Raw genomic sequence first — 24,569 nt, 5'->3', positions numbered from 1 at the left:
TCGCGCGGCTGGTGCAGATGCGTGCGGAGCGCGAGGAGCGCCGCTCGACGCAGGGCAACGTGCGTTTGGACGTGGCGCAGGGCGAGAAGTCGGGCAAGATCGTGGCGGAGCTGACCGACGTGACGGTCCGCTACGACGGCCGCACCTACATCGACCGCTTCACGGCAACGGTGATGCGCGGCGACAAGATCGGCCTGATCGGCCCGAACGGCGTGGGCAAGACGACCATGCTCAAGCTGATCCTCGGCGAGCTGACGCCGGACGAGGGCAAGGTGCGCACCGGCACCAACCTGCAGGTGGCCTACTTCGACCAGATGCGCGCGCAGCTCGACCTCGACCGGAGCCTGGCCGACACCATCAGCCCGGGCAGCGAGTGGGTGGAGATCGGCGGCGCGAAGAAGCACGTGATGAGCTACCTCGGCGATTTCCTGTTCGCGCCCGAGCGGGCGCGCTCGCCGGTGCGCTCGCTGTCGGGCGGCGAGCGCAACCGCCTGCTGCTGGCGCGCTTGTTCGCGCGGCCGGCCAACGTGCTGGTGCTCGACGAGCCGACCAACGACCTCGACATCCCGACGCTCGAACTGCTCGAAGAACTGCTGGCCGACTACGACGGCACGGTGCTGCTGGTCAGCCACGATCGCGCCTTCCTCGACAACGTCGTGACCTCGGTGATCGCCTCGGAGGGCGACGGCCGCTGGCGCGAATACGTGGGCGGCTTCTCGGACTGGCAGGTGCAGCGCACGCGTGCCGACGAGCTTGCCCAGCAGGACGCGGCCCGGCGCACGCCGCGCGAGGCCGCGCCGAAGGACGAGGCCGGCAAGGGCGCGGCGGCCGGAGCCGGCGCGCCGGCCGCCGGCCGTAACGCGCAGCGCACGGTCAAGCTCTCGTTCAACGAGCAGCGCGAGCTCGACGCGCTGCCGGAACGGATCGCGGCGCTCGAGGCCGAGCAGAAGGCGATCAACGAAAAACTCGAGGACGGCTCGATCTTCGCGCGCGACGCGAAGGAGGGCACGCGGCTGACGGAGCGCTTCGCGGCGCTCGACGACGAGCTGCTTGCGGCACTGGAGCGCTGGGAGGAACTGGAGGCCAAGCGCAAGCCGTCATGAGCGCGCACGCAAGGAACCAGTAAAATACGCCGCGTTCCGGCCCCCGGTGCTGCTTGCGGCGCCGGCGTGCCCTGCGCCGTCGGAGCGGTCGCGTAACCGCGAGGTTCCGAGCGGCGCGTTCATCGAATTCAACGTTTTGTCCATGCGCTTGTCGGCCCCGGCGGCCGGCGATCACCCGGACGATTGACGAAACTGGCGCCTATGTCCACGAAAAAGCCCGCAGCGGCATATAGCGAAGCATCGATCAAGGTGCTGAAGGGCCTCGAGCCCGTCAAGCAGCGGCCCGGTATGTATACGCGTACCGAAAACCCGCTGCACATCATTCAGGAAGTGATCGACAACGCCTCGGACGAGGCGCTCGGCGGCCACGGCAAGCAGATCACGGTCACCCTGCATGCGGACCAGTCGGTCTCGGTGGAGGACGACGGCCGCGGCATTCCGTTCGGCCTGCATCCGGACGAAGGCGTGCCGGTGGTGGAGATCGTGTTCACGCGGCTGCACGCGGGCGGCAAGTTCGACAAGGCCGCGGGCGGCGCCTACACCTTCTCGGGCGGCCTGCACGGGGTGGGCGTGTCGGTCACGAACGCGCTCGCCACGCGGCTCGACGTCACGGTCTGGCGCGAGGGCAAATGCGCCGAGCTCGGCTTCGCGCACGGCGACGTGGTCAAGCCGCTCGTCACGCAGCCGGCCGGCCGCGGCGAGAAGAAGTCGGGCACGCGGGTGCGCGTCTGGCCCGACGGCAAGTATTTCGATTCGCCGAACCTGCCGCTCGGCGAGCTGCAGCGGCTGCTGCGCTCGAAGGCGGTGCTGCTGCCGGGCGTGGAAGTGGTGCTCGTCATCGAGAAGTCGGGCGAACGGCAGAGCTGGAAGTACGAGGACGGCCTGCGCGGCTACCTGCTCGACGAGATGAACGGCAGCGAGCTGCTGATTCCGCTGTTCGAGGGCGAGCGCTTCGCCGATTCGAAGTCGGGCGACGACAGCTTCGCCGACGGCGAGGGCGCCTCGTGGGTGGTGGCCTGGAGCGAGGAAGGCTCGCTCACGCGCGAATCCTACGTGAACCTGATCCCCACGCCTGCCGGCGGCACGCACGAGTCGGGCTTGCGCGACGGGCTCTACCAGGCGGTCAAGAGCTTCGTCGAGCTGCACAATCTGCAGCCGAAAGGCGTCAAGCTGCTGGCCGAGGACGTGTTCGCGCGCGTCTCGTTCGTGCTGTCGGCGAAGGTGCTCGACCCGCAGTTCCAAGGGCAGATCAAGGAGCGGCTCAACAGCCGGGACGCGGTGAAGCTGGTCTCGTCGTTCACGCGCCCGGCGCTCGAGCTGTGGCTGAACCAGCACGTCGAGCACGGCAAGAAGCTCGCCGAGCTCGTGATCAAGCAGGCGCAGGCGCGCACGCGCGCGGGCCAGAAGGTGGAGAAGCGCAAGAGCTCGGGCGTGGCGGTGCTGCCGGGCAAGCTGACCGACTGCGAGACGCAGGACATCACGCGCAACGAGCTGTTCCTGGTCGAGGGCGATTCGGCGGGCGGCTCGGCCAAGATGGGGCGCGACAAGGAGTATCAGGCGATCCTGCCGCTGCGCGGCAAGGTGCTCAACACCTGGGAAACCGAGCGCGATCGGCTGTTCGCGAACAACGAGGTGCACGACATCTCGGTGGCGATCGGCGTCGATCCGCACGGTCCCGACGACAACGTCGACCTGTCGAACCTGCGCTACGGCAAGATCTGCATCCTCTCGGACGCGGACGTGGACGGCGCGCACATCCAGGTGCTGCTGCTCACGCTGTTCTTCAAGCATTTCCCGCAGCTGATCGAGCGCGGCAACGTGTTCGTGGCGCGCCCGCCGCTGTTTCGCGTCGACGCGCCGGCGCGCGGCAAGAAGCCCGCGCAGAAGCTCTACGCGCTCGACGACGGCGAGCTCGAGGCGATCCTCGACAAGCTGCGCAAGGACGGCGTGCGCGACACGCAGTGGACCATCAGCCGCTTCAAGGGCCTCGGCGAGATGAGCGCCGAGCAGCTGTGGGACACCACCATGAATCCCGACACGCGGCGCCTGATGCCGGTGGCGCTCGGCCAGCTCGACTACGACGCGACCGTCTCGCGCATGACGATGCTGATGGGCAAGGGCGAAGCCGCGGCGCGCCGCAGCTGGCTGGAAGAAAAGGGCAACGAGGTCGAGGCCGACATCTGAGCGGCGGCGCGCCCGCCCGAGGTGCCCGCCTGCCGCCCCGAACCGATACGCAAGCATACGGAAGCGATACCCGATGGACGACAACACTCCCGACTTTTTCGATCCGCCGCCGCCCCCGCCCGAGGGCGGCGACGTGCTGACGCTCGGCCATTACGCCGAGAGCGCCTACCTCGGCTACGCGGTCAGCGTGGTCAAGGGCCGTGCGCTGCCGGACGTCTGCGACGGCCAGAAGCCGGTGCAGCGCCGGATCCTCTACGCGATGAACGAAATGGGCCTCGGCAACAACGCGAAGCCGGTGAAGTCGGCGCGCGTGGTCGGCGACGTGCTCGGCAAGTACCACCCGCACGGCGACCAGTCGGCCTATGACGCGCTGGTGCGGCTCGCGCAGGATTTCTCGATGCGCTATCCGCTGATCGACGGCCAGGGCAATTTCGGCTCGCGCGACGGCGACGGCGCGGCCGCGATGCGCTACACCGAGGCGCGGCTCACGCCGATCGCGCAGCTGCTGCTCGACGAGATCGACCAGGGCACGGTCGATTTCATGCCGAACTACGACGGCTCGTTCGACGAGCCGAAGCTGCTGCCGGCGCGCCTGCCGTTCGTGCTGCTCAACGGCGCCTCGGGCATCGCGGTCGGCCTTGCCACCGAGATCCCGTCGCACAACCTGCGCGAGATCGCGGCGGCCGCGGTCGCGCTGATCCGCAACCCGAAGCTCACCCACGCGGAGCTGATGCAGATCGTGCCGGGGCCGGATTTCCCGGGCGGCGGCCAGATCATTTCCAGCGATGCGGAAATCGCGGCCGCCTACGAAACCGGCCGCGGCAGCCTCAAGGTGCGCGCGCGCTGGAAGATCGAGGATCTCGCGCGCGGCCAGTGGCAGCTGGTGGTCACCGAGCTGCCGCCGAACACCTCGGGCCAGAAGGTGCTCGAGGAGATCGAGGAGCTGACCAATCCGAAGATCAAGGCCGGCAAGAAGACGCTGTCGCCCGAACAGGTCAATACCAAGAAGACGATGCTCGACCTGCTCGACGCGGTGCGCGACGAGTCGGGCAAGGACGCGCCGGTGCGGCTCGTGTTCGAGCCGAAGTCGCGCAGCCTCGACCAGGCCGAGTTCGTGCAGTCGCTGCTCGCGCACACCAGCCTCGAATCGAACGCGCCGCTCAACCTCGTGATGATCGGCAACGACGGCCGGCCCGCGCAGAAGGGGCTCGGCACGATTCTCGGCGAATGGGTGCGGTTCCGCCAGCTCACGCTCACGCGCCGCTGCCGCCACCGCCTCGGCAAGGTCGATGACCGGATCCACATCCTCGAAGGGCGGATGATCGTCTTCCTCAACATCGACGAGGTGATCCGCATCATCCGCGAGTCGGACGAGCCGAAGGCCGCGCTGATGTCGGCGTTCGGGCTGACCGAGCGGCAGGCCGACGACATTCTCGAGATTCGGCTGCGCCAGCTCGCGCGGCTCGAGAAGATCAAGATCGAGAAGGAGCTCGAGGAGCTGCGCGCCGAGAAGGCGAAGCTCGAAGAGCTGCTGGCCAACGAAAGCGCGATGAAGCGCCTGATGATCAAGGAGATCGAGGGCGACGCCAAGCAGTACGGCGACGATCGCCGCACGCTGATCCAGCAGGAGAAGCGCGCGACGTTCGAGGCCAAGGTGGTGGACGAGCCGGTCACCGTGGTGGTCTCGCAGAAGGGCTGGGTGCGCGCGCTGAAGGGCCACGGGCTCGATCCGGCGAGCTTCACGTTCAAGGCCGGCGACGGGCTCTACGCGGCGTTCCAGTGCCGCACGCCGGACGTGCTGATCGCCTGGGGCAGCAAGGGCCGCGTCCATTCGGTGCCGGTGCAGGTGCTGCCCGGCGGGCGCGGTGACGGCGTGCCCGTCACCTCGCTGATCGAGCTCGAATCGGGCACCCATCTGATGCACTATTTCGCCGCCAACGCCGAGCAGCAGCTGTTGCTGGCCTCGAGCAACGGCTTCGGCTTCATCGCGAAGCTCGGCGACATGGTGAGCCGCGTGAAGGCCGGCAAGGCGTTCATGACGATCGACGAAGGCGCCGAGCCGCTCGCGCCGATGCCGGTGATGCCGCTCGCCACGCAGGTGGCCTGCCTGTCGGGGCAGGGACGCCTGCTGGTTTTCGGCCTCGACGAGATGAAGACGCTCTCGGCGGGCGGGCGCGGCGTGATCCTGATGGCGCTGGAGGACAAGGAGACGCTCGCGCAGGCGCTCGCGATCGACGGCCGCGGCGTCGTGCTGCTCGGCGCGGGCCGCGGCGGCAAGGCACAGGAGGTCACGCTGGCCGGCGCGGCGCTCGCGCCGTATCTCGGCAAGCGCGCGCGCAAGGGCCGTGCGCCCGACGTGAAGCTGAAGCCGACCGGCCTGCGGCCGATTCTCGACTGACGCGCGCGCGGCGCGCGGCGGCCCCCGGCGGCGCCCGTTGCGGGCGGCGCCGGGGCATGTCCACGCAGGCTGGCCGCGCCGCGACTTCGGGGCATGCCGTGCCGTGCCCCGCCGGTCGGACGATTTCCCCCGAAATGGCGCGCCGCGTCGAACCGGTCAGGCTCGCGGCGGTCGAACCCGGTCATGCCGCAGCCGTTGCGTCGCCGTTCGCGGCGAGGCCGCCGCGCTTCCTTCCATCACGACACCCCACAGGATTTGCTCATGTCCCACGCCATCGCCGTCGCGCTGTTCCTTCACCTTCTCGCCGTCGCGGTGTGGGTGGGCGGAATGGTGTTCGCGCATTTCTGCCTGCGCCCCGCGCTGTCGGATCTCTCGCCGCAGCTGCGGCTGCCGCTCGTGGAGGCCGTATTCGGCCGCTTCTTCAACTGGGTGGCGGGCGCCGTGATCGTCACGCTGCTCACGGGCGGCTACCTGCTCACGGCGTTCGGCGGCGCGCACGCGAACTGGCCGCTGCATGCGATGGCCGGCTGCGGCGTGCTGATGATGCTGATCTTCGGCCACATCCGCTTCGCGATCTTCCCGCGCATCCGCCGCGCCGTGCAGGCGCAGAACTGGCCGGACGGCGCGCGCGCCGTGGCGGCGATGCGCATGCTGGTGATGGTGAACCTCGTGCTCGGCGTCGTGACGATCGCCGTCGCGGTGCTCTCGCGCGGCTTCTGATGCGCGCCGCGCGCGGTGCCGGCGGCATCCGGCACGGTTGGCCGGCTTGCCCCGTAGCGCGGCATCGCGCGGGGCCGCGCCGCGCTCAATGCGCCGCGAGCAGCAGCCATCCCCCGCAGCCGGCCGCCACGGTCCCGTACACCGCGTAGACCGGCACCCCGAAGCGCGCGAACGCGAAACAGGCCAGCGCGCCGATCGCCCAATAGCCCGGCGCGGCCGGCGTGCCGCTCAGGATTCGCACCACGGCGATCGCGAGGAACGCGGTGGTGGCCGCGCGCAGCATCCGCATGCCGTGCTCGAAACGCGGGCTGCGGCGCAGCCGGTGCAGGTGCCGCTGTGCGAGCACCACCAGGCAGCCGGACGGGATGAACAGCGCGGCCGTGCCGAGCAGCGCGCCGCGCCAGCCGTCCATCAGGTAGCCCAGGAACGGCACGACGTTCAGCAGCGGCCCGGGCGAGACCGGCGAGAGCGCGAAGGCCAGCGTGAAATCGCTGTCGGACAGGCCGGTGGCCGGCGTGACGAGCAGCGCCTTCAGCACCGGCAGCGCCGAGAAGCCGCCGCCGAACAGCGTCATGCCGGCGCCGGCGAGCCGCAGCCACAGCAGCCTCGCCTCGCAGGCGTCCGGCAGCGGCAGCGCGAACAGCACCACCAGCGGCGCCAGCGCGAGCAGTACCAGGCGCTCGGCGCAGGCGAGCCGCGGCCTCGGCACCGCGCCGCGCGCCGCGCTGCTGAACCAGCCCGAGGCGAACGCGCCCGCCAGGATCGCGACGAACGCGCTCGGCCGGTGCGCCGCCATCAGCAGCGCCGTGGCGGCCGCGGCCACCAGCCGCTCGGCCGGCCCTGCCGCGAGCGTGCGGATCTGGCGCCGCCAGGTCACCCCGATCAACGCGGCCAGCACCATGCCGAACGCGTGCAGCAGCATCGGCGCCGCGAGCGAGCGCACCGCCGGCGCGCGATAGAAGATCGCGAACAGCGTCATCGGCACGAAGAACGGCAGCACGCTCGCGATGCCGGCGAGCCAGGCGCCGACGCGCCCGCGCAGCGCCTGGCCGAGCTGGATCGCGACGTTGCAGCCGACCGGACCGGGCACGATCCAGGCGAGCGCCACCAGGTCGGCATAGGCAGCGGCGTCGAGCCGCCCGGTGCGCTCGACGTAATGGCGCTCGAGCTGCGCCATCATCGCGAGGCCGCCCCATGACACGGCGGACACGCCCGCGACCGTCCGGAACAGCGACCACAGGGATTCCTGCTCGCCGCCCGCGACGGCGCCATCGGTTGTCGTATTCATATTGTTGTGAGCTCTCAGCGACGTGCGCCGGCCAGCGCGGCGTCGATTCCGCCTTGATTGGCCACGGGCCGGCTCCGTGCCGGGGCCGGCCCGCGCCGGGTCACGTCGCCGTGACGCGCGGCCGTGCGTGGCGGGTTTCGCACGGCGGGCGCGGTTGCTGCCGCCTCGCTTGCTGCGCTTGCTGCGATCGTCGCGATCGTCGCGCGATGGCCGCATCGGGCGCGGCGGCCGCCGGTGCCGCTCAGCCGGTGCCGCTCAGTTGTTGCCGCTCAGTCGTTGCCGCCTTCGCCCGGCGCGTCGGTCCGACCGCCGAGCGCGCGCGGCGGCGTCTCGGCCATGGCGCGCGGCTCGGGCGCGCCGCACACGCCGAAGCGGGCGAGCAGGGCGGGAATCGCGTCGGCCGGCACCGGCCGCGAGAACAGGAAGCCTTGCGCCTGGATCGGTCCCAGCGCCGAGAGCCAGTCGACCTGCTCGTCCGTCTCGGTGCCCTCGACCACCACCGTCAGCCCGAGCGCGCGCGCCAGATGCACGATCGACGACACCATCACGCACACGCTGCGGTCCGCCGGAATCGCCTGCACGAACGAGCGGTCCACCTTCAGCGTATCGACGGCGAAGCGGTGCAGGTAGGACAGCGACGAATAGCCGGTGCCGAAATCGTCGAGCGCGATGCGGATGCCGAGCTTCTTCAGCGCCACGATCTTGTCCGAGACGAGATCGGGGTACTCCATCATCGCGGTCTCGGTGATCTCGATCTCGAGCCGGCTCGCATCGATGCGGGTCTCGCCGAGCGCGTTCGAGATCGTCTCGATCAGGTCGCCGCGCCAGAACTGCACGGGCGAGACGTTGACGGCCAGCGTCAGCGTGTCGTGGCCTTCCTCCTGCCAGCGCGCGAGCTGCTGGCAGGCGGTGCGCACCACGTAGTCGCCGATCGGCACGATCAACCCGGTCGATTCGGCGATCGAGATGAACTCGCTGGCGGCGATCACGCCGTGCTCGGGATGGTCCCAGCGCACCAGTGCCTCGAAGCCGGTGATGCAGCGCCGCGCCAGGTCGATCTTCGGCTGGTAGGCGAGGAACAGCTTCCCCTCGGCCAGCGCCACGCGCAGTTGCTGTTCCCAGCGCATCAGGTGGTCGGCGCGATGCGAGAGGTGCGGCGCGTAGAACTGGTAGCAGTTCTTGCCGGCGTCCTTGGCGCTGTACATCGCCAGGTCGGCTTTCTTGAGCAGGTCGATCTCGCTTTCGTTGGCCACCGAATGCAGCGCGATGCCGATGCTCGCGTGCAGCACGAAGGTGCTGCCGCGCACGTCGAACGGCTTGCCGAACATGCGGATCACCGATTCGGCGAGCCGCACCGCGCGGGCCTCGGCGCCGTCGCCCTTGACCACCACCACGAATTCGTCGCCGCCGATCCGCGCGAGCGTGCCCTGGTCGGCCACGGCGTCGGACAGGCGGGCCGCCGTCATCTGCAGCACGATGTCGCCGGCGTTGTGGCCGAGCGTGTCGTTGACGGTCTTGAAGTTGTCGAGATCGATGAACAGGATCGCGAGCCGCTTGAGGCTGGAGGGCTGCGCCACCTCGTTGCGCAGCGCGCGCAGCGTCGTGTAGCGGTTCGCCAGGCCGGTCAGCAGGTCGTATTCGGCAAGGTGCGTCATCTCGCGTTCACGCCCGAGCAGCTTGCCGATCAGCCCGGTGGCCACGCCGAAGAACGCCAGCATCGCGAGCGTGATGAAGCTCGTCATCAGCAGGTAGATGTTGCGCGTATGGTGGTAGTCGGACATTTCCTCGGCCTGCGAGAGTCCGACCAGCACGCCGAGCGGATAGCCGTCCAGGTGCCGGTATGAGACGATGCGCTGGGTGCCGTCGATCGGATCCGCGTAGGTGCCCGACACGCGCTCGGCGATCGGGTAGACGCCGCTGGCCGAGAACGCGCCCGCCGCGCTGGCCGACGAGCCGGTGCGGCGCGCCAGCACCGCGCCGGTGTCGGAGATCACCGCGATCACGCCGTCCTTGCCGATCGCCGCATTGTTGTAGAAATCGCTGGTGAAGTAGCTCGGATCCTCGGACACCACCACCACGCCGGCGAACTTGCCGTCGGGCGTGTTGAGCCGGCGCGTCATCTGCAGGGTCCACTGGCGCGACACGCGGCCGAGCACCGGGCGGCTGATGTAGAGCTCGTCGTCGTTGTGGCTCGCGTGGACCTGGAAATGCTCGCGGTCCGAGAAATCGAGCGGCTTCGGGTGCTGCTCGCTGGTATTGGCGACCAGACGTCCCTTGGCGTCCAGGATCGAGACCTGGATCAGCGTGTCGCTCGGCACCACGCCCTTTTCGACCGTGCTCGCGAGGTTGAAGTGATCGGGCGACTTCTCGAACTCGTATTTGACGAAGCGCGTGATCTGGTCGACCTGGTGGATCGCCTTGACGGTATGCTGCTCGAGCGCGGTGGAAAGAATCGCGGCGGAGGCGGCCGCCTCGCGATAGGCGCTGTCCTTCTCGACCGCCAGCCGCATGACGATCACCGCCCACAGCAGCGCGAGCGCGATCACCCCGAGCAGGGGGATCGCGAACAGCGCGCGGCGGCGGGTCTTCCGCCCACGGGACAGGCGCGCGTGCGCGGTGAGGTGACGGGGAGAATTCATCGGATGGCTAACGGCTGTTCGACATGGATGCGTGTTTGGACACGACGGCAACGACAGCTCGCGATGGCATGCGTGGAACCGGCAGCGCATCTGCGGGCCGCCCTGGGCGCGGCGGGCCGGCTCTCTTCCAGCCGCGCGCGCGATGGTGTCGCTCCCGACCTTCGCGGGTTGGGTGTGGTATCCGACTCCTTCATCGAAGCGCCGCCCGTGCGCGACGCGCGACAGGCGGTCGATCTTCCGGTTGAACCCGGCGCCGGCCCCGGCGCGGGTGGATGGTCCGGCGAGTGCGCGTGATCCGGCGCCGTGCGTCTGCGGCGACGCCCCGAACGCCAGTACCACGGATCATCCGACCGTGCCGCCGGCGGCGGCAGCGACCGATGAGTCCCGATATTACTGGTTGAAAAGGGAATTAGATAGCGAGGACAAAAACCGAGACGCGGCCTGCGACATTTGGCTTGCGGCGCTGGCGGGGCCTGTCCCGCGAAGCCGCGACAGCCGTCGCCCGATGGCCCCGCGAAGGCGGGCGCGGGCGCTGCGAAATGCCCGCCCTGCGTGGTTCAGGGCAGCAGGAACGTGCCGTCCACCACAGTGACGGCATCGCCGCCAATCCAGATTTTCCCGGTATCGTCGTATTCGACCGACACGCGGCCGTCGCGGCCGATCGCGGTGCCCTGGCGCACCGTGTAGCCGTGCCCGGGCGGCCGGCCGCCGCGCGCGAGCAGGCCGGCGATGGCGGCGTTGGCGCTGCCGGTGACGGGATCCTCGCCGAGGCCGAACCGCTCGCCCGTCATCAGGCAACGCACCTCGAAGCTGGCAGGGCCGCCCGCCGGATGCGGCGCATAGGCGGCCAGGCCTTGCGCGCCGACCGATGCGACGAGCGCGCCGAGCGCCTTGGCGTCGGGCGCGAGCGCGAGGCAGTCGGCGGCCGTGGCCAGGCGCACCACCAGCCATGGCGCGCCGTTGTCGACGCCGCACGGCGGGGCTTCCTCGAAGCGCACCGCCGGGCTGCGCAGCGCGGCGGCCAGGGCCGGCCACGCGGCCTCGGGCAGCGGCGTGACGCGCGCGGCCGGCGCCGCGAAGGCGCGCCGGCCGTGCTCCGCCTCGCGCAGCTCGACGAGTCCGGCGCCGCATTGCTGGACCAGGCGCCCGGGCGTGCGCGGCGCGAGCCCCGCCTCGCGCACCGCGTGGGCGGTGCCGAGCGTCGGATGGCCCGCGAACGGCAGCTCGCCGCCCGGCGTGAAGATCCGCACCCGGTAGTCGGCGCCGGCATCGGTCGGCTCGCAGACGAACACCGTCTCCGACAGGTTCGTCCAGTGCGCGATCGCCTGCATGTCGGCATCGGCCAGGCCGTCCGCGTCGAAGATCACCGCGAGCGGATTGCCGCGCATCGGCACCGCCGTGAAGACGTCGACCTGCTTGAAGCGAACGCGCCGGGCCGTCATTCGACTTCCGCGATCAGCTCGATCTCGACGCAGGCGCCAAGCGGGATCTGCGCGACGCCGAACGCCGAGCGCGCGTGCTTGCCGGCCTCGCCGAACACCTCGGCGATCAGCTCGGAGGCGCCGTTGGTGACGAGGTGCTGCTCGGTGAACTCGAGCGTCGAATTGACGAGGCTCATCAGCTTGACGATGCGCTTGACCTTGTTCAGGTCGCCGGTATGCGTGTGCAGCGTGGCGAGCAGGTCGATCGCGACGTTGCGCGCCGCGAGCTTGCCGTCGTCGGTGGACAGATCGGCGCCGAGCTTGCCGACCCACACCTTGCCGTCCCGCTTCGCGATGTGGCCGGACAGGTAGACGGTATTGCCGCTCTGCGCGCTCATCACGTAGGCCGCCGCCGGTGCGCCCGCGCTCGGGAGTTCGATGCCGAGTGCCTTCAGTTTGTCGTAGACGTTTGCCATCAGTGGTATTTCCTCGTGGTAGGGAACAATCGGTGCGCGCCGGGGCGAGGCCCGGCGCGCCGCATCAGACGCGCTCGCGCAGCAGCTGGCCGAGGCGCGCGACGCCCTGCTCGATCTGCTCGGGCGGCACCGTCACGAACGACAGGCGCAGCGTGCTGGCCTGCGCCTCGTCGGCGAAGAACGGCGCGCCGGGCACGAACGCCACGTGCTGCGCGATCGCGGCCTCGAGCAGCGCCATGCTGTCGATCCCGTTGGGCAGCTGCACCCAGATGAACATGCCGCCCTCGGGGCGGTTCCAGCTCACGCCTTCGGGCATGTGGCGCGCGAGCGAGCCGAGCATCGCCTCGCATTGTGCGGCATAGAGCGTGCGGATGGCCGGGATGTGCGTGTCGAGGAAGTCGTCGCGGAGTACCTCGTGGGCGATGCGCTGCGTGAGCGACGGCGTGTGCAGGTCGGTGGCCTGCTTGGCCTGCACGAGCTTGGCGTGCAGCGCCTCGGGGGCGATCACGTAGCCGATCCGCAGGCCCGGCGCCAGCACCTTCGAGAACGTGCCGAGATGCACGATGTGCTCGGGCGCCATCGACAGCAGGGTCGGCAGCGGCTCGCCCCGGTAGTTGAGCGCGCCGTAGGGGTCGTCCTCGATCACCGGGAACGCGCTCTCGCGCGCGAACGCGGCGAGCGCCTCGCGGCGCGCCACCGGCATGCGGCGCCCGGTCGGGTTCTGGAAATTCGGCTGCGCGTAGAGCAGGCGCGCTTCGCGCGTGAGCGCCGGCACGAGCGCCTCGGGTACGAGCCCCGCCGCGTCGCTCGGCACCTGCACGTAGGCCGGCTCGTAGAGCGAGAACGACTGCAGCGCGCCGAGGTAGGTGGGCGTCTCCACCAGCACGCGGCTGCCCGGATCGATCAGCACCTTGCCGAGCAGGTCGAGCGCCTGCTGCGAGCCGGTGGTGATGAGCACCTGCGTGAGGCGCACGCGGTAGCGCTCGGCGATCCACTCGCGCAGCGGCAGGAAGCCCTCCGTCGCGCTGTATTGGAGCGCCGCGCCCGGCGCGTCGCGCAGCACGCGCTCGGCCGCCTCGCGCATGCGTTCGGCCGGGAAGGTGGCCGGCGCCGGCAGGCCGCCCGCGAACGAAATGACTTCCGGGCGCTCGGTGACCTTCAGGATCTCGCGGATCGCGGAGCTGGTCAGCTTGCGGGCGCGCTCGGACAGGAGCCAGTTCGGTTGGGGCAGGTCGCTCGGGTTCATCTCGTTTCCTCGGTGGGTCAGGCGAAACACTCATCGAAACCGGTGTGAATTATCGCTCGCGGGCTCAGCCCGCGCGAGCGGGCTGCGGCAGGGTGCGCACGCCGGCGCGGCGTCCCAGCACGACGGTGGCGATCACGGCGGCCGCGAACAGCCAGGTCGACGGCGCGACCGATTCCCCGAACAGCAGCGCGGAGAACGCGATCGTGAAGAAGATCTGCAGCAGCTGCACCTGGCCCACGCGCGCGGTGCCGCCCATCGCGAGGCCCGCGTACCAGGCGAAGAAGCCGAGCAGTTGCGAGAACAGCGTGACGTAGCCGAACGCGAGCCAGACGGCCGGGCGCACCGGGCCGGGGTGGGTCAGGTGATGCTGCCAGCCGAGCCAGCCCACCGGCAGCACCAGGAACGGCGCCGATACCACCAGCGCCCAGCAGATCACCTGCCAGCCGCCGATCTGCCGGGCCAGGCGCGCGCCTTCGGCATAGCCGAGCGCGCCGATGCCCACCGCCACCAGCATCAGCAGGTCGCCCGCGCGCGCGGCGCCGCCGCCGTCGCGCAGTGCGTAGACGATCACCAGCGCGCTGCCGGCGAGCGCGCTTGCCCAGAAGCCGCGCGACGGCCGCTCGCGCGACAGCCAGGCGGCGTAGAGCGCCACCAGCAGCGGCTGCAGCCCGTTGACGACCGCGCCATGCGCGGCCGGCACCGTCTTCATCGACCAGGCCGAGAACACCGGATAGGCGACGATCACGCCGGCCGAGACCACCGCCAGGCTCTTCAGCTGGGCGCGCGTCGGCCAGCGCTCGCGGCGCCACCAGAGCAGCAGCGCGGCCGGCACCGCGGCCGCCAGTGCGCGCCCGAGCCCGTTGAGCAGCGGATGGAATTCGGTGACGACGACGCGCGTCATCGGCAGCGTGAGGCTGAAGGTCATCACGCCGAGCAGGCCGAGCAGCATGCCGCGGGTTTCGCGCGAATCGGACATGTCGGTGAGGCTCCTGAAGATGGGGGGCATTGGCAACGGGGGCAACGGGGGCGGCGGGGCGGGCGCGGCTCAGCGCAGCGTGCGCGGGCCGCGCGGGGTATCGAAGCTGGCGACCAGCGCGGCGGCCGCCTGGGCCTCGCCTGCCTCGCCGCCGCCGGCCGTGGCGGTGGCGAGCGAGATCAGATGGCCGACGCCGAGCCGCTCCAGCGGCGCGGCCAGCGCTTCGGCTTGCGGATGCGTCGCCGCGAGCGAGCGCAGCACGACGTCGCCATGCGGCAGCGCATCGGACGGATGGCGCGCGCTGTCCCACTGGATCAGCGACGGCACGACGCCGTCACCGGCCAGGCCCGCCGCGCCCGGCAGCGAACCGTCGACGGGCACGCTCAGGCGCCAGTGCCAGTCGCCGCGCTGCATCCGCACGACGGGCGCGATCAGCGCCGGGTATTGGCGCTGCCATCGCTCCAGCTGCCGCGGCGGCTCGACGCGCGCCACCCAGTGGATCAGCGCCGGCCCGCGCTCGAGGCGCGCGCGCATCGCCGGCGTATCGAGCGCGAACAGGCGCGGCCGCGGCGTCGTGCCGGCCGGCGCGCCCGCCTCGGGATCGATCGCGATCACTTCGAGGTAGGCGCCGCCCCACAGGCCGAACAGCCGGTTGTGCGTGCGCATCAGCGGATGCGCGCCGCCGCCGGCGGGCTCGATGCCGAGCGCGTCGGCGACATGGGCGGTGCCCTCGTCGAGGGTGCGCGCGGCGACGACGAGATGGTCCAGTTTCAGCGCGGGTGCGGTCATCTTGGGTCGAACAGTGAAATCGTTGCGATGAAAGGAGGCGCCAGCCGTCACGCCTGCCCGCCGCCTGGGCGGCGGGCGCCATCCGGGGCCAGCGCAGGCGCGGGCACCCGGCGGGCGTGTCGGTGCAAACCGGGGATGGATCGATCCGCGGCTGCCGCACGGAGGGCGGACGGAGCATGCGAGGGTAGCGGGTATCCGTCCGGGCCGCCAGGCACGGCGCGGGATCACGGGCATCGCGCCCGTATCTTGGCGGCCTGGAAACTGTAATCGCGCGGACCGGAACAGTAACGGTACAATCGACTCGATAGCTTTCTGTACAGTTCTCAAGGGGCCGCGATGTCCACCGTTCCGCTCGACCAGATTCCCGCGCCGCACGACACGGCCACGCTGACCCTCGTCGACCAGCTCGTGCAATGGGCGCGGCGGCGCATCGACGAGCGGGTGTTCCGGCCCGGCATGCGCATGCCGTCGATCCGCAAGCTCGCGGTGGACAAGAACGTCTCGCGCTTCACGGTGGTGGAGGCCTACGAGCGGCTCGTCGCGCAGGGCTACCTCGATTCGCGGCGCGGCTCCGGCTTCTACGTGCGCGAGCGCACCCCCGCGGCGCTGCCGGGCGAGGCCGCGCGGCGCGCCGGCGGGGCGCCGCCCATGCCGGTCGACAATCCGATCGACGTGGTCTGGCTGCTGCGCAACATGCTGCACACGGTCAGCCCGGAAAAGGGGCCGGGGCTCGGCTACCTGCCGGCGCGCTGGCTCGACGGCGAATTGATCACCAGCGCGCTGCGCGCGCTCGGCCGCCAGACCGGCGCGCAGATGCTCGGGCTCGGCAGCGCGCAGGGCTTCCTGCCGCTGCGCCAGCAGCTGCAGACGCGGCTCGCCGAGTTCGAGGTCGGCGCCACTCCGGAGCAGATCGTGCTGGTGTCCGGCGTCACGCATGCGATCGACCTGATCGCGCGGCTCTACGTGCGCCCGGGCGATGCCGTGATCGTCGGCGATCCGGCCTGGTTCCAGATGTTCGGGCGTTTCGCCTCGCAGGGCGCGCGGCTGGTCGGCATGCCGTACACGCCCGACGGTCCCGATCTCGACGCGCTCGAGGCGCTGGTCCAGCAGTGGCGGCCCAAGATGCTGGTGATCAACTCGGTGCTGCACAACCCCACCGGCACCTCGCTGTCGGCCGCCCAGGCGTTCCGCATCCTGCGGCTCGCCGAGGCCTACGATTTCCTGGTGGTCGAGGACGACATCTACGGCGATCTCTGCCCGGCCCGCTATCCGGCCACGCGGCTCGCGAGCCTCGACCAGTTGAAGCGCGTGATCCTGCTCGGCAGCTTCTCCAAGACGCTCGCGGCCAACCTGCGGGTGGGCTACATCGCTTGCTCGCGCGAGGTCGCCGACGCGCTGACGGATCAGAAGATGCTGGCCGGCATGGCCACCCCCGAACTCAACGAGCGCGTGCTGTACAAGGTGCTGACCGACGGCCATTACCGGCGCCACGTCGAGCGGCTGCGCGGGCGGCTCGACGGCGTGCGCGACAAGACCGCGAGGATGCTCGAGCGCGTCGGCCTGCGCCTTTTCACGACGCCGGCGGCCGGCATGTTCCTGTGGGCCGACACCGGCGCCGACGCCGACGCGCTGGCCGCCGCGGCGCACGAGGCCGGCTTTCTGCTGACGCCGGGCAGCCTGTTCTCGCCGCAGCAGTCGCCGTCCACCTGGACGCGCTTCAACGTCGCGAATTGCGGTGATCCGGCGCTGGCCACGTTTCTCGCGCGCTATCTCGACGCGGTGCCGCGGCGCGCCGCGGAAGGCGAGCGCCGCGGGTTCGACGCGGCCTAGGCGCGCCGGCCCGCGCCCCGGCGCCTGGCACATCGCCCGGGCGCAAGACGTGGTCGGCGGCAGGGTCTTGAAATCGCCGCGGCCGGCCCCATTTCGAAGCCCGAAGACGGATTCGGCACCCGATCCGGCCCCGCGCGCGGGGCCGCGCGCCGCGGCGCCACCGGACATCCATTCAACCCATCCTGCAACGGAAATACGCCCATGGCACATGAAACGATGAGCTTCCAGGCGGAGGTCAAGCAGCTCCTCCATCTGATGATCCATTCGCTGTACAGCAACAAGGAAATCTTCCTTCGCGAACTGGTGTCGAACGCGTCCGACGCAGCCGACAAGCTCCGTTTCGAGGCGCTCGAGAACGGCGCGCTCTACGAGAACGATCCGAACCTGCGGATCCGCATCGGCTTCGACAAGGCCGCGCGCACCATCACGATCGACGACAACGGCATCGGCATGAGCCGCGACGAGGCGATCGCGAACCTCGGCACCATCGCGCGCTCGGGCACCAAGGAATTCTTCTCGAAGCTCTCGGGCGACCAGCAGCGCGACGCCGCGCTGATCGGCCAGTTCGGCGTGGGCTTCTACTCCGGCTTCATCGTCGCCGACCGGATCACCGTCGAGACCCGTCGCGCCGGCACCCCGGCCAGCGAAGGCGTGCGCTGGGAGAGCACGGGCGAGGGCGATTTCACGGTCGACGCGATCGAGCGCGCGCAGCGCGGCACCACCATCACGCTGCACCTGCGCGAAGGCGAGGACGACCTGCTGTCGTCGCACCGGATCAAGTCGATCATCCGCAAGTACTCGGACCACGTCGGCCTGCCGATCCTGATGAAGCAGGAGGAGTGGAACCAGGAAAAGGGCGAGATGGTCGAGAAGGACGAGGACGAGACCATCAACCAGGCGAGCGCGCTCTGGACCCGCTCGAAGCAGGACATCAGCGAGGAGCAGTACAAGCAGTTCTATCAGCATGTCGCGCACGACCACCAGGACCCGCTCGCCTGGACCCACAATCGCGTCGAGGGGCGCAGCGAGTACACGCAGCTGCTGTACCTGCCCGCGCACGCGCCGTTCGACCTGTGGAACCGCGACTATCGCGGCGGCCTGAAGCTGTACGTGAAGCGCGTGTTCATCATGGACGACGCCGAGCAGCTGCTGCCGCAGTACCTGCGCTTCGTGAAGGGGATCGTCGATTCGGCCGACCTGCCGCTGAACGTCTCGCGTGAAATCCTGCAGGAAAGCCGCGACGTGCGCACGATCCGCGACGGCGTGACCAAGCGCGTGCTGTCGATGCTCGAGGAGCTGGCCAACGCCGAGGACGATGCCGGCAAGGACAAGTACAAGACGTTCTGGACCGAGTTCGGCCAGGTGCTGAAGGAAGGCGTCGGCGAGGACCACGCGAACCGCGAGCGCGTCGCCAAGCTGCTGCGCTTCGCCTCGACGCACGGCGAGAGCGCCGAGCAGAACGTGTCGCTGGCCGACTACGTCGCGCGCATGAAGCCCGAGCAGTCGAAGATCTACTACGTGACGGCCGACACGTGGCAGGCCGCCACCCACAGCCCGCATCTGGAGGTGTTCCGCAAGAAGGGCGTGGAAGTGCTGTTGCTGACCGACCGCGTCGACGAGTGGATGCTCTCGTACCTGAACGAGTTCGACGGCAAGCCGCTCGCGAGCGTGGCGCGCGGCGACCTCGACCTCGGCGCGCTCGACGACGAGGAAAAGAAGGCGCAGCAGGAAACCGGCGAGGCGATGAAGCCGGTGGTCGAGAAGATCAAGGAAACGCTTGGCGACAAGGTGAAGGACGTGCGCGTGACGTTCCGCCTGACCGACTCGCCGTCGTGCCTGGTGGCCGACGAGCACGACATGAGCGGCTACCTGCAGCGCATGCTGAAGGCGGCCGGCCAGCAGGCGCCGGCGATGCAGCCGATCCTCGAGATCAATCCCGACCACGCCCTGATCAAGCAGCTGAACACCGAGGGCGCCGACTTCGCCGACTGGTGCCACCTGCTGCTCGATCAGGCGCTGCTCGCCGAGGGCGGCGCGCTCGAGGACCCGGCTGCGTTCGTCAAGCGCACCAACGCCCTGCTGCTGTCGCGCGGCGCGTGACGCGCGTGCGATTCAGCGCGGCCGACGCGAGCTGGTGCGCCACCCCGCGCCCCGGCCTCGCGCCTGCGCAGAAGCACTGGCTCACGCGCGGCGGCTCGCTGACCGCGCACCTTGCCACGCTCGGCAAGGTGAGCGTGGCCGTCACGCGCGAGACGGTGGCCCTGCCATGGGCCGACGAGCCGGCCGCGCTGGGCGGCTCGCCGCGCACCGCGTGCTGGGTGCGCGAGGTGGTGCTCAGCGTCGACGGCGAGCCCTGCATGGCCGCGCACAGCCTGACGCCGCTCGGCGCCAGCCGCGGCGTCTGGCAGGCGATCCGGCGGCTGCGCACGCGGCCGCTCGCCGAACTGCTCTACAGCGACATGCAGGTCGGGCGCTCGGCGCTGGTCAGCCGGCGCGTGATCGCCGGGCATCCGCTGCATGCCCTCGCGGCCCGCGCGCTGCCGGCCGACGCGCCGCTGCCGCATGTGTTCCTCGCGCGGCGTTCGGTGTTCGAGCGGCACCAGGCGCCGCTGATGGTCACCGAATGCATGCTGCCCGGCCTGTGGCGACGCGTGATGGGCCATCCCGGCAGCGGCGCCAGTGAAGCCGGCGGCTCGCCCGAGCGGCGCTCGCATCGCAGGGGCGCCCGGCCGTGACGCTCAAGCGCAGTTTCGCGCCGGTGGTCGATGCCCAGACGCGCGTGTTGATCCTCGGCAGCCTGCCGGGCGAGGTCTCGCTGGCCCAAAGCCAGTATTACGCGCATCCCCAGAACCGTTTCTGGCGCCTGCTCGGTGACGTGCTCGGCACCGAGCTGGTCGCGCTCGACTATGCGAGCCGGCTTGATACGCTGCTGCGGCATCGCATCGGCCTGTGGGACGTGGTCGCCGAGGCCACGCGGATCGGCAGCCTCGACAGCCGGATTCGCGACCACGCCAGCAACGACCTGAGCGCGCTGGTCGATACCCTGCCGAACCTGGATACCATCGCGTTCAACGGCGGCACCGCCGCGAAACTCGGCACGCGCGCGCTGGCTGAGCGCGGCGCGCGCTATCGCCTGCTGCGCCTGCCGTCGAGCAGCCCGGCCTATGCGGCGCTTCCCTACGCGGACAAGCTGCTTGCCTGGCGGCAACTGCTGCTGGCGTAGCCAGCTCGGCGGCGCGCCCGCCCGCCGGTGCTATTCTCTCGTTCCCGCCATTTTTTCACCGAGTCGCGCCCTGCCGCGCGAAATGCCAGATGACCCGACTGATCAAGCGCGCGTCCGCCGAGGCGCGCGCGTTTTCCCGTGACGATGCGCGGGCCGAACGACGTGCCGCGCAGCGCGCCGATGTCCGCGGCGCCGCGCGCCTGAAGTCGCGTGCCAACCACGACGACCTGCGCGACGCGCCGGTCATCGAGGCGCCGCGCAAGCCGCGCTTCGCCCCCGTCACGTTCTCCGAGGAGCGCGGCGTGCGCTACCTGCATTTCGGCACCGAATGGGTGCAGGGTGCGATGCGGCTGGCGAAGCCGCTTGCCATCGAGCTCGAATACGCGCAGCAGATGATGGCATGGCTGCTGTTCCTCGAAACGCCCGAGCGCATCGTCCAGCTCGGGCTCGGCACCGGCGCGCTGACCAAGTTCGCGCACGCCTACCTGCCGCGCGCGCGGGTCGAGGCCGTCGAGCTGAATCCGGCCGTGATCGTCGCGGCGCGCTCGATGTTTGCGATGCCGCCCGACGACGAGCGGCTGAGCGTGCATGAGGCCGATGCCTGGGATTTCGTCAACGACGCGGCCAACCGCGGCACCATCGGCGCACTGCAGATCGATCTCTACGACGCGACCGCGCGCGGCCCGGTGCTCGACACCGTCGCGTTCTACCGCGCGGCGCGCGCCTGCCTGGCCGAGGCCGGCATCGCGACGATCAACCTGTTCGGCGATCACCCCAGCTTCGTGCGCAACATGAAGCATCTGAACGCGGCGTTCGACCAGCGCGTGATCGCGCTGCCGGAAGTCCACGACGGCAACCGGATCGTGCTCGCGTTCTCTGGCCCCGCGCTGTCGGTGCCGTATGCCCGGCTCGAGGCGCGCGCGCGCCTGATCGCCGCGCAACTGAAGCTGCCCGCGCGCAAGTGGGTGGACGCGCTGCGCGCATCGGCGGGCGGCGATCGGGACGTCTTCACGATCTGACCGGTTGCACGCGGTGCGCCGCGCGACCCGCCCGGCGCCGCTGCCTGCGCCGGACGAGCCGTTCGGGCGCCGTGCGGCGGGCGCGGGAAGGTCGCGCCCGAGGCGCAGCACGGGCCGCGACGAGGCTGCCGCGGCCCGTCTCTCGTCAGGCGACGGGCCGCGCGGCCGGGTCCTCGACGTTGATCATCCAGTGCACGCCGAAGCGGTCGCGCAGCATGCCGAAGCCGAGCGCCCAGAAGGTCGGGCCGAACGGCATCACGACCGTGCCGCCGGCCGCGAGCGCGTCGAACCGGCGGCGGCCCTCGTCGAGCGTGGCGGGATTCAGCGACAGCGAATAGCCGTCGTGAACCTGCGGCGCCGCCTGCCGGAGGTCGCCGTCCGAGCACATCAGCGTCGATTCGCCGATGCGCAGGCTCGCGTGCATCACCTTGTCGGCCGCAGCCGCATCGACCGGCATGTCGGGGCCCGGCGGCGCGTCGCGGTAGCGCATCAGCAATTGCAACTGCGCGCCGAGCGTGTCGCGATAGAACGCGATCGCCTCGTCACAGCGTCCGCCGAAGAACAGATACGGTTGGACTTGCATGGTCGCCTCCTGGGGGCATCATCCGTCGCACTTGCCGGGACGGGCCGCGGCATGCGCGGTATCGTCGATTGTAGTGCGCCGGAGCCGGCGCGGACGTGAAAACGGCCGCGCGAGGCGGCCGTCGTCGGGCGGGCAGAAGCGGGCCGGCGCGGCCAGCAAGCGGCCAGCAAGCGGCCAGCAAGCGGTCAGCAAGCGGTCAGCAAGCGGGCTGCAAGCGCGCTGCCGCGCGCTGCCGCGCGCGTCGATCAGCGCAGCGCTTCGATCAGGCCCTCGAGCTTCACCGCGTCGGCGGCGAACGCGCGGATGCCTTCGGCGAGCTTCTCGGTGGCCATCGCGTCGTCGTTGAGCTGGAAGCGGAACGAGGACTCGTCGATCGCCACGCGATCGGCCGGCGCGTCGCCGGTGCGATCGGCCGACAGCTTGCGCTCGACCTTGTCGTTGCTTTCGTGCAGCTTCTGCAGCAGGTCGGGACTGATCGTCAGCAGGTCGCAGCCGGCGAGTTCGACGATCTGGCCGGTGGTGCGGAAGCTCGCGCCCATCACCTCGGTCTTGTAGCCGAACTTCTTGTAGTAGGCGTAGATGCGGCGCACCGACTGCACGCCCGGATCGTTCGCGCCGCCGTTCTTCGCCTCGTCCCAGCCGGCGCCGGCCTGCTTCTTGTACCAGTCGTAGATCCGGCCGACGAACGGCGAGATCAGCTGCGCGCCCGCTTCGGCGCAGGCGGCGGCCTGGACCAGCGAGAACAGCAGCGTCATGTTGCACTTGATGCCTTCCTTCTGCAGCACCTCGGCGGCGCGCACGCCTTCCCAGGTCGAGGCGAGCTTGATCAGCACGCGCTCGCGGCCGATGCCGGCGGCTTCGTAGAGGCGGATCAGCTCGCGGCCCTTGTCGATCGAGGCCGGTGCGTCGAACGACAGGCGCGCGTCCACCTCGGTCGAGACGCGGCCCGGGATCAGCTTGAGGATTTCGGTGCCGAACGCGATCAGCAGGCGGTCGATGATCACGCCGGTGGGCTCGCCCGCGTGGTCGCGCACGGTCTTCTCGAGGAGCGGCTTGTAGGCATCCTTCTGGACCGCCTTCAGAATCAGCGAAGGGTTGGTGGTCGCGTCCTGCGGCTGGTATTGCGCGAGCTGCTGGAAATCGCCGGTATCGGCGACGACGGTCGTGTACTGCTTCAGCTGGTCGAGTGCGGTAGTCATGGCGAATCGTTGGATGGGCGCAGCGCGCCGGGTTCGACGGAAGGCCGCGCGGCGGGGCGCGCGGCGGCGAAGCGGGCCGGCCGGGCCGCGCGGGCCCGGCTGCCGGAATCCTCTATTCTAGGCTTGATTGACCAAGCCGTCCGTGACTGCCGAGCCCGGCAATGGCGGGCGCCCGGCGGCCAGCCCCGCGCCGGCGGCGCGGGCGCGGCGCCCGGCCCCTCAGGCGCGCCGCGCGTTCAGGATGAGATGGGTGACGATGCCGGCGACGAGCCCCCAGAACGCCGAGCCGATCGACAGCAGCGTCAGCCCCGAGGCCGTCACCATGAACGTGACGAGCGCCGCCTCGCGTTGCCGGACCTCCTGCATCGCGTTGGCCAGCCCGCTCATGATCGAGCCGAACAGCGCGAGCGCGGCCACCGACACCACCAGCGCCTTCGGCAGCGCATCGAACAGCGCGGCGATGGTCGCGCCGAACACGCCCGCGATCAGGTAGAACACGCCGCACCAGACGGCGGCGGTGTAGCGGCGGCGAGGCTCGGCGTGGGCCTCGCCGCCGGTGCAGATGGCCGCCGTGATCGCCGCGAGATTGATGCCGTGCGAGCCGAACGGCGCGAACACGAGCGAGGCGAGGCCGGTGGCGGCAAGCAGCGGTGAGGACGGCGTGGCGTAACCGTCGGCGCGCAGCACGGCGATGCCGGGCACGTTCTGCGAGGCCATCGCGACGATGAACAGCGGAATCCCGATACTGATGATCGAGGCGGCGGAGAAGGCCGGCAGGGTCAGCACGGGATGCGCGAGCGCGACGTGGAAGCGGCTGAAGTCGAGCAGGCCGAGCGCGCCCGCAACGGCCGTGCCCGAGGCGAGCGTGACGATGATCGCGTAGCGCGGCACGAGGCGCTTGACCACCAGGTAGGTGAGGAACATCGTGATCACGAGCGCGGGCCGGATCTGCGCGGCATGGAAGATCTCGATGCCGATCTCGAACAGGATGCCGGCCAGCAGCGCCGAGGCGATGCCGGCCGGAATCCGCTTCATCAGCGCGTCGAACATGCCGCTCACGCCCACCGCCGTCAGCAGCAGCGCGCAGACCACGAACGCGCCGATCGCGTAGGGGTATGGCACGCCCGGCAGCGAGGCGATCAGCAGCGCGGCGCCCGGCGTCGACCACGCGGTGACGATGGGCGCGCGGTAGCGCAGCGACAGGCCGACGGTGGTCAGGCCCATGCTGATCGACAGGGCCCAGATCCACGACGAGATCTGCGCGTCGCTCAGGTGCGCGGCGCGGCCGGCCTGGAACATCAGCACGAGCGCGCTGGTATAGCCCGTCATCATCGCGACGAAACCGGCGACGAGCGTGGACGCCGAGGTGTCCACGAGGAAGCGCGAGGCAGAGGCGGCGCGCGGCGTGGCTGGTGCGTGAGGCGAATTCATCTGGCGAGGGCTCAAAGGAGGAGGAACGGCAAGCACGCGGCGCG

The 24,569-nt window shown here is 70.5% G+C and carries 19 protein-coding genes and 1 pseudogene; 10 read left to right on the top strand and 10 right to left on the bottom strand.

Annotation, left to right across the window (positions count from 1 at the left end; genetic code table 11):
* Positions 1–179: 179 nt before the first annotated feature.
* From KS03_RS33410 to KS03_RS13210, 5 genes and pseudogenes are all read left to right on the top strand, one after another.
* Positions 180–494, top strand: a pseudogene (locus tag KS03_RS33410) (ATP-binding cassette domain-containing protein); the annotation flags it as partial.
* Positions 495–527: 33 nt separating this feature from the next.
* Complete coding sequence (locus tag KS03_RS33405; protein ID WP_411800317.1) at positions 528–1,103, top strand: ATP-binding cassette domain-containing protein; 576 nt, start codon at positions 528–530, stop codon at positions 1,101–1,103.
* Between the two features lie 201 nt (positions 1,104–1,304).
* The gene (locus KS03_RS13220) at positions 1,305–3,287 is read left to right on the top strand and encodes a DNA topoisomerase IV subunit B (protein WP_015876634.1); all 1,983 of its coding nucleotides are present in this window, start codon (positions 1,305–1,307) and stop codon (positions 3,285–3,287) included.
* Between the two features lie 73 nt (positions 3,288–3,360).
* The gene (gene parC, locus KS03_RS13215; protein ID WP_015876633.1) at positions 3,361–5,685 is read left to right on the top strand and encodes a DNA topoisomerase IV subunit A; all 2,325 of its coding nucleotides are present in this window, start codon (positions 3,361–3,363) and stop codon (positions 5,683–5,685) included.
* 261 nt (positions 5,686–5,946) lie between these two features.
* The gene (locus KS03_RS13210) at positions 5,947–6,405 is read left to right on the top strand and encodes a CopD family protein (RefSeq protein ID WP_015876632.1); all 459 of its coding nucleotides are present in this window, start codon (positions 5,947–5,949) and stop codon (positions 6,403–6,405) included.
* 85 nt (positions 6,406–6,490) lie between these two features.
* On the opposite strand, the gene KS03_RS13205 is transcribed toward KS03_RS13210, so the two are convergent.
* The 7 genes from KS03_RS13205 to KS03_RS13175 form a co-directional block, all read right to left on the bottom strand.
* Positions 6,491–7,693 carry a chromate transporter gene (locus KS03_RS13205; protein ID WP_015876631.1) on the bottom strand — a complete coding sequence of 401 codons (1,203 nt, stop codon included), beginning with the start codon at positions 7,691–7,693 and terminating at the stop codon, positions 6,491–6,493.
* A gap of 269 nt (positions 7,694–7,962) precedes the next feature.
* Complete coding sequence (locus tag KS03_RS13200) at positions 7,963–10,332, bottom strand: bifunctional diguanylate cyclase/phosphodiesterase (protein ID WP_015876630.1); 2,370 nt, start codon at positions 10,330–10,332, stop codon at positions 7,963–7,965.
* Between the two features lie 557 nt (positions 10,333–10,889).
* A complete protein-coding gene (locus tag KS03_RS13195) occupies positions 10,890–11,774 on the bottom strand; it encodes a PhzF family phenazine biosynthesis protein (RefSeq protein WP_045678833.1) in 885 nt (294 codons plus the stop codon).
* Complete coding sequence (locus tag KS03_RS13190; protein WP_015876629.1) at positions 11,771–12,229, bottom strand: RidA family protein; 459 nt, start codon at positions 12,227–12,229, stop codon at positions 11,771–11,773. The genes KS03_RS13195 and KS03_RS13190 overlap by 4 nt, the downstream gene beginning before the upstream one ends.
* A gap of 64 nt (positions 12,230–12,293) precedes the next feature.
* A complete protein-coding gene (locus KS03_RS13185) occupies positions 12,294–13,475 on the bottom strand; it encodes an aminotransferase-like domain-containing protein (protein ID WP_035980910.1) in 1,182 nt (393 codons plus the stop codon).
* 64 nt (positions 13,476–13,539) lie between these two features.
* Positions 13,540–14,451, bottom strand: coding sequence for a DMT family transporter (locus KS03_RS13180; protein ID WP_015876627.1), 912 nt, complete (start codon positions 14,449–14,451; stop codon positions 13,540–13,542).
* 69 nt (positions 14,452–14,520) lie between these two features.
* Positions 14,521–15,240: a VOC family protein gene (locus KS03_RS13175; protein ID WP_015876626.1), complete on the bottom strand. Its 720-nt coding sequence runs from the start codon at positions 15,238–15,240 to the stop codon at positions 14,521–14,523.
* A gap of 336 nt (positions 15,241–15,576) precedes the next feature.
* Between KS03_RS13175 and KS03_RS13170 the strand changes: the two genes are divergently transcribed.
* From KS03_RS13170 to KS03_RS13150, 5 genes are all read left to right on the top strand, one after another.
* Positions 15,577–17,070, top strand: coding sequence for an aminotransferase-like domain-containing protein (locus KS03_RS13170; protein WP_015876625.1), 1,494 nt, complete (start codon positions 15,577–15,579; stop codon positions 17,068–17,070).
* A 201-nt stretch (positions 17,071–17,271) separates the two neighbouring features.
* On the top strand, positions 17,272–19,170 hold the full coding sequence (gene htpG, locus KS03_RS13165; protein ID WP_015876624.1) for a molecular chaperone HtpG: 1,899 nt from the start codon (positions 17,272–17,274) through the stop codon (positions 19,168–19,170).
* A complete protein-coding gene (locus KS03_RS13160) occupies positions 19,167–19,805 on the top strand; it encodes a chorismate--pyruvate lyase family protein (RefSeq protein ID WP_015876623.1) in 639 nt (212 codons plus the stop codon). Before htpG ends, KS03_RS13160 begins: the two co-directional genes overlap by 4 nt.
* Positions 19,802–20,293, top strand: a complete 492-nt coding sequence (locus KS03_RS13155) for a DNA-deoxyinosine glycosylase (RefSeq protein ID WP_015876622.1) — start codon at positions 19,802–19,804, stop codon at positions 20,291–20,293. The genes KS03_RS13160 and KS03_RS13155 overlap by 4 nt, the downstream gene beginning before the upstream one ends.
* An 89-nt stretch (positions 20,294–20,382) precedes the next feature.
* Complete coding sequence (locus tag KS03_RS13150) at positions 20,383–21,312, top strand: class I SAM-dependent methyltransferase (RefSeq protein ID WP_015876621.1); 930 nt, start codon at positions 20,383–20,385, stop codon at positions 21,310–21,312.
* A gap of 145 nt (positions 21,313–21,457) precedes the next feature.
* On the opposite strand, the gene KS03_RS13145 is transcribed toward KS03_RS13150, so the two are convergent.
* The 3 genes from KS03_RS13145 to KS03_RS13135 all read right to left on the bottom strand — a co-directional run bounded on the left by KS03_RS13145 (position 21,458) and on the right by KS03_RS13135 (position 24,525).
* A complete protein-coding gene (locus tag KS03_RS13145; RefSeq protein ID WP_015876620.1) occupies positions 21,458–21,895 on the bottom strand; it encodes a VOC family protein in 438 nt (145 codons plus the stop codon).
* A 245-nt stretch (positions 21,896–22,140) separates the two neighbouring features.
* Positions 22,141–23,094: a transaldolase gene (gene tal / locus KS03_RS13140; protein ID WP_015876619.1), complete on the bottom strand. Its 954-nt coding sequence runs from the start codon at positions 23,092–23,094 to the stop codon at positions 22,141–22,143.
* Between the two features lie 219 nt (positions 23,095–23,313).
* Positions 23,314–24,525 carry a benzoate/H(+) symporter BenE family transporter gene (locus KS03_RS13135; RefSeq protein WP_015876618.1) on the bottom strand — a complete coding sequence of 404 codons (1,212 nt, stop codon included), beginning with the start codon at positions 24,523–24,525 and terminating at the stop codon, positions 23,314–23,316.
* Positions 24,526–24,569: the final 44 nt, after the last annotated feature.

This window comes from Burkholderia glumae LMG 2196 = ATCC 33617 (assembly GCF_000960995.1).
Taxonomy (GTDB): domain Bacteria; phylum Pseudomonadota; class Gammaproteobacteria; order Burkholderiales; family Burkholderiaceae; genus Burkholderia; species Burkholderia glumae.
Note: the sequence above shows the minus strand (reverse complement) of the source record. Positions and strands in the feature narration are given on the sequence as shown.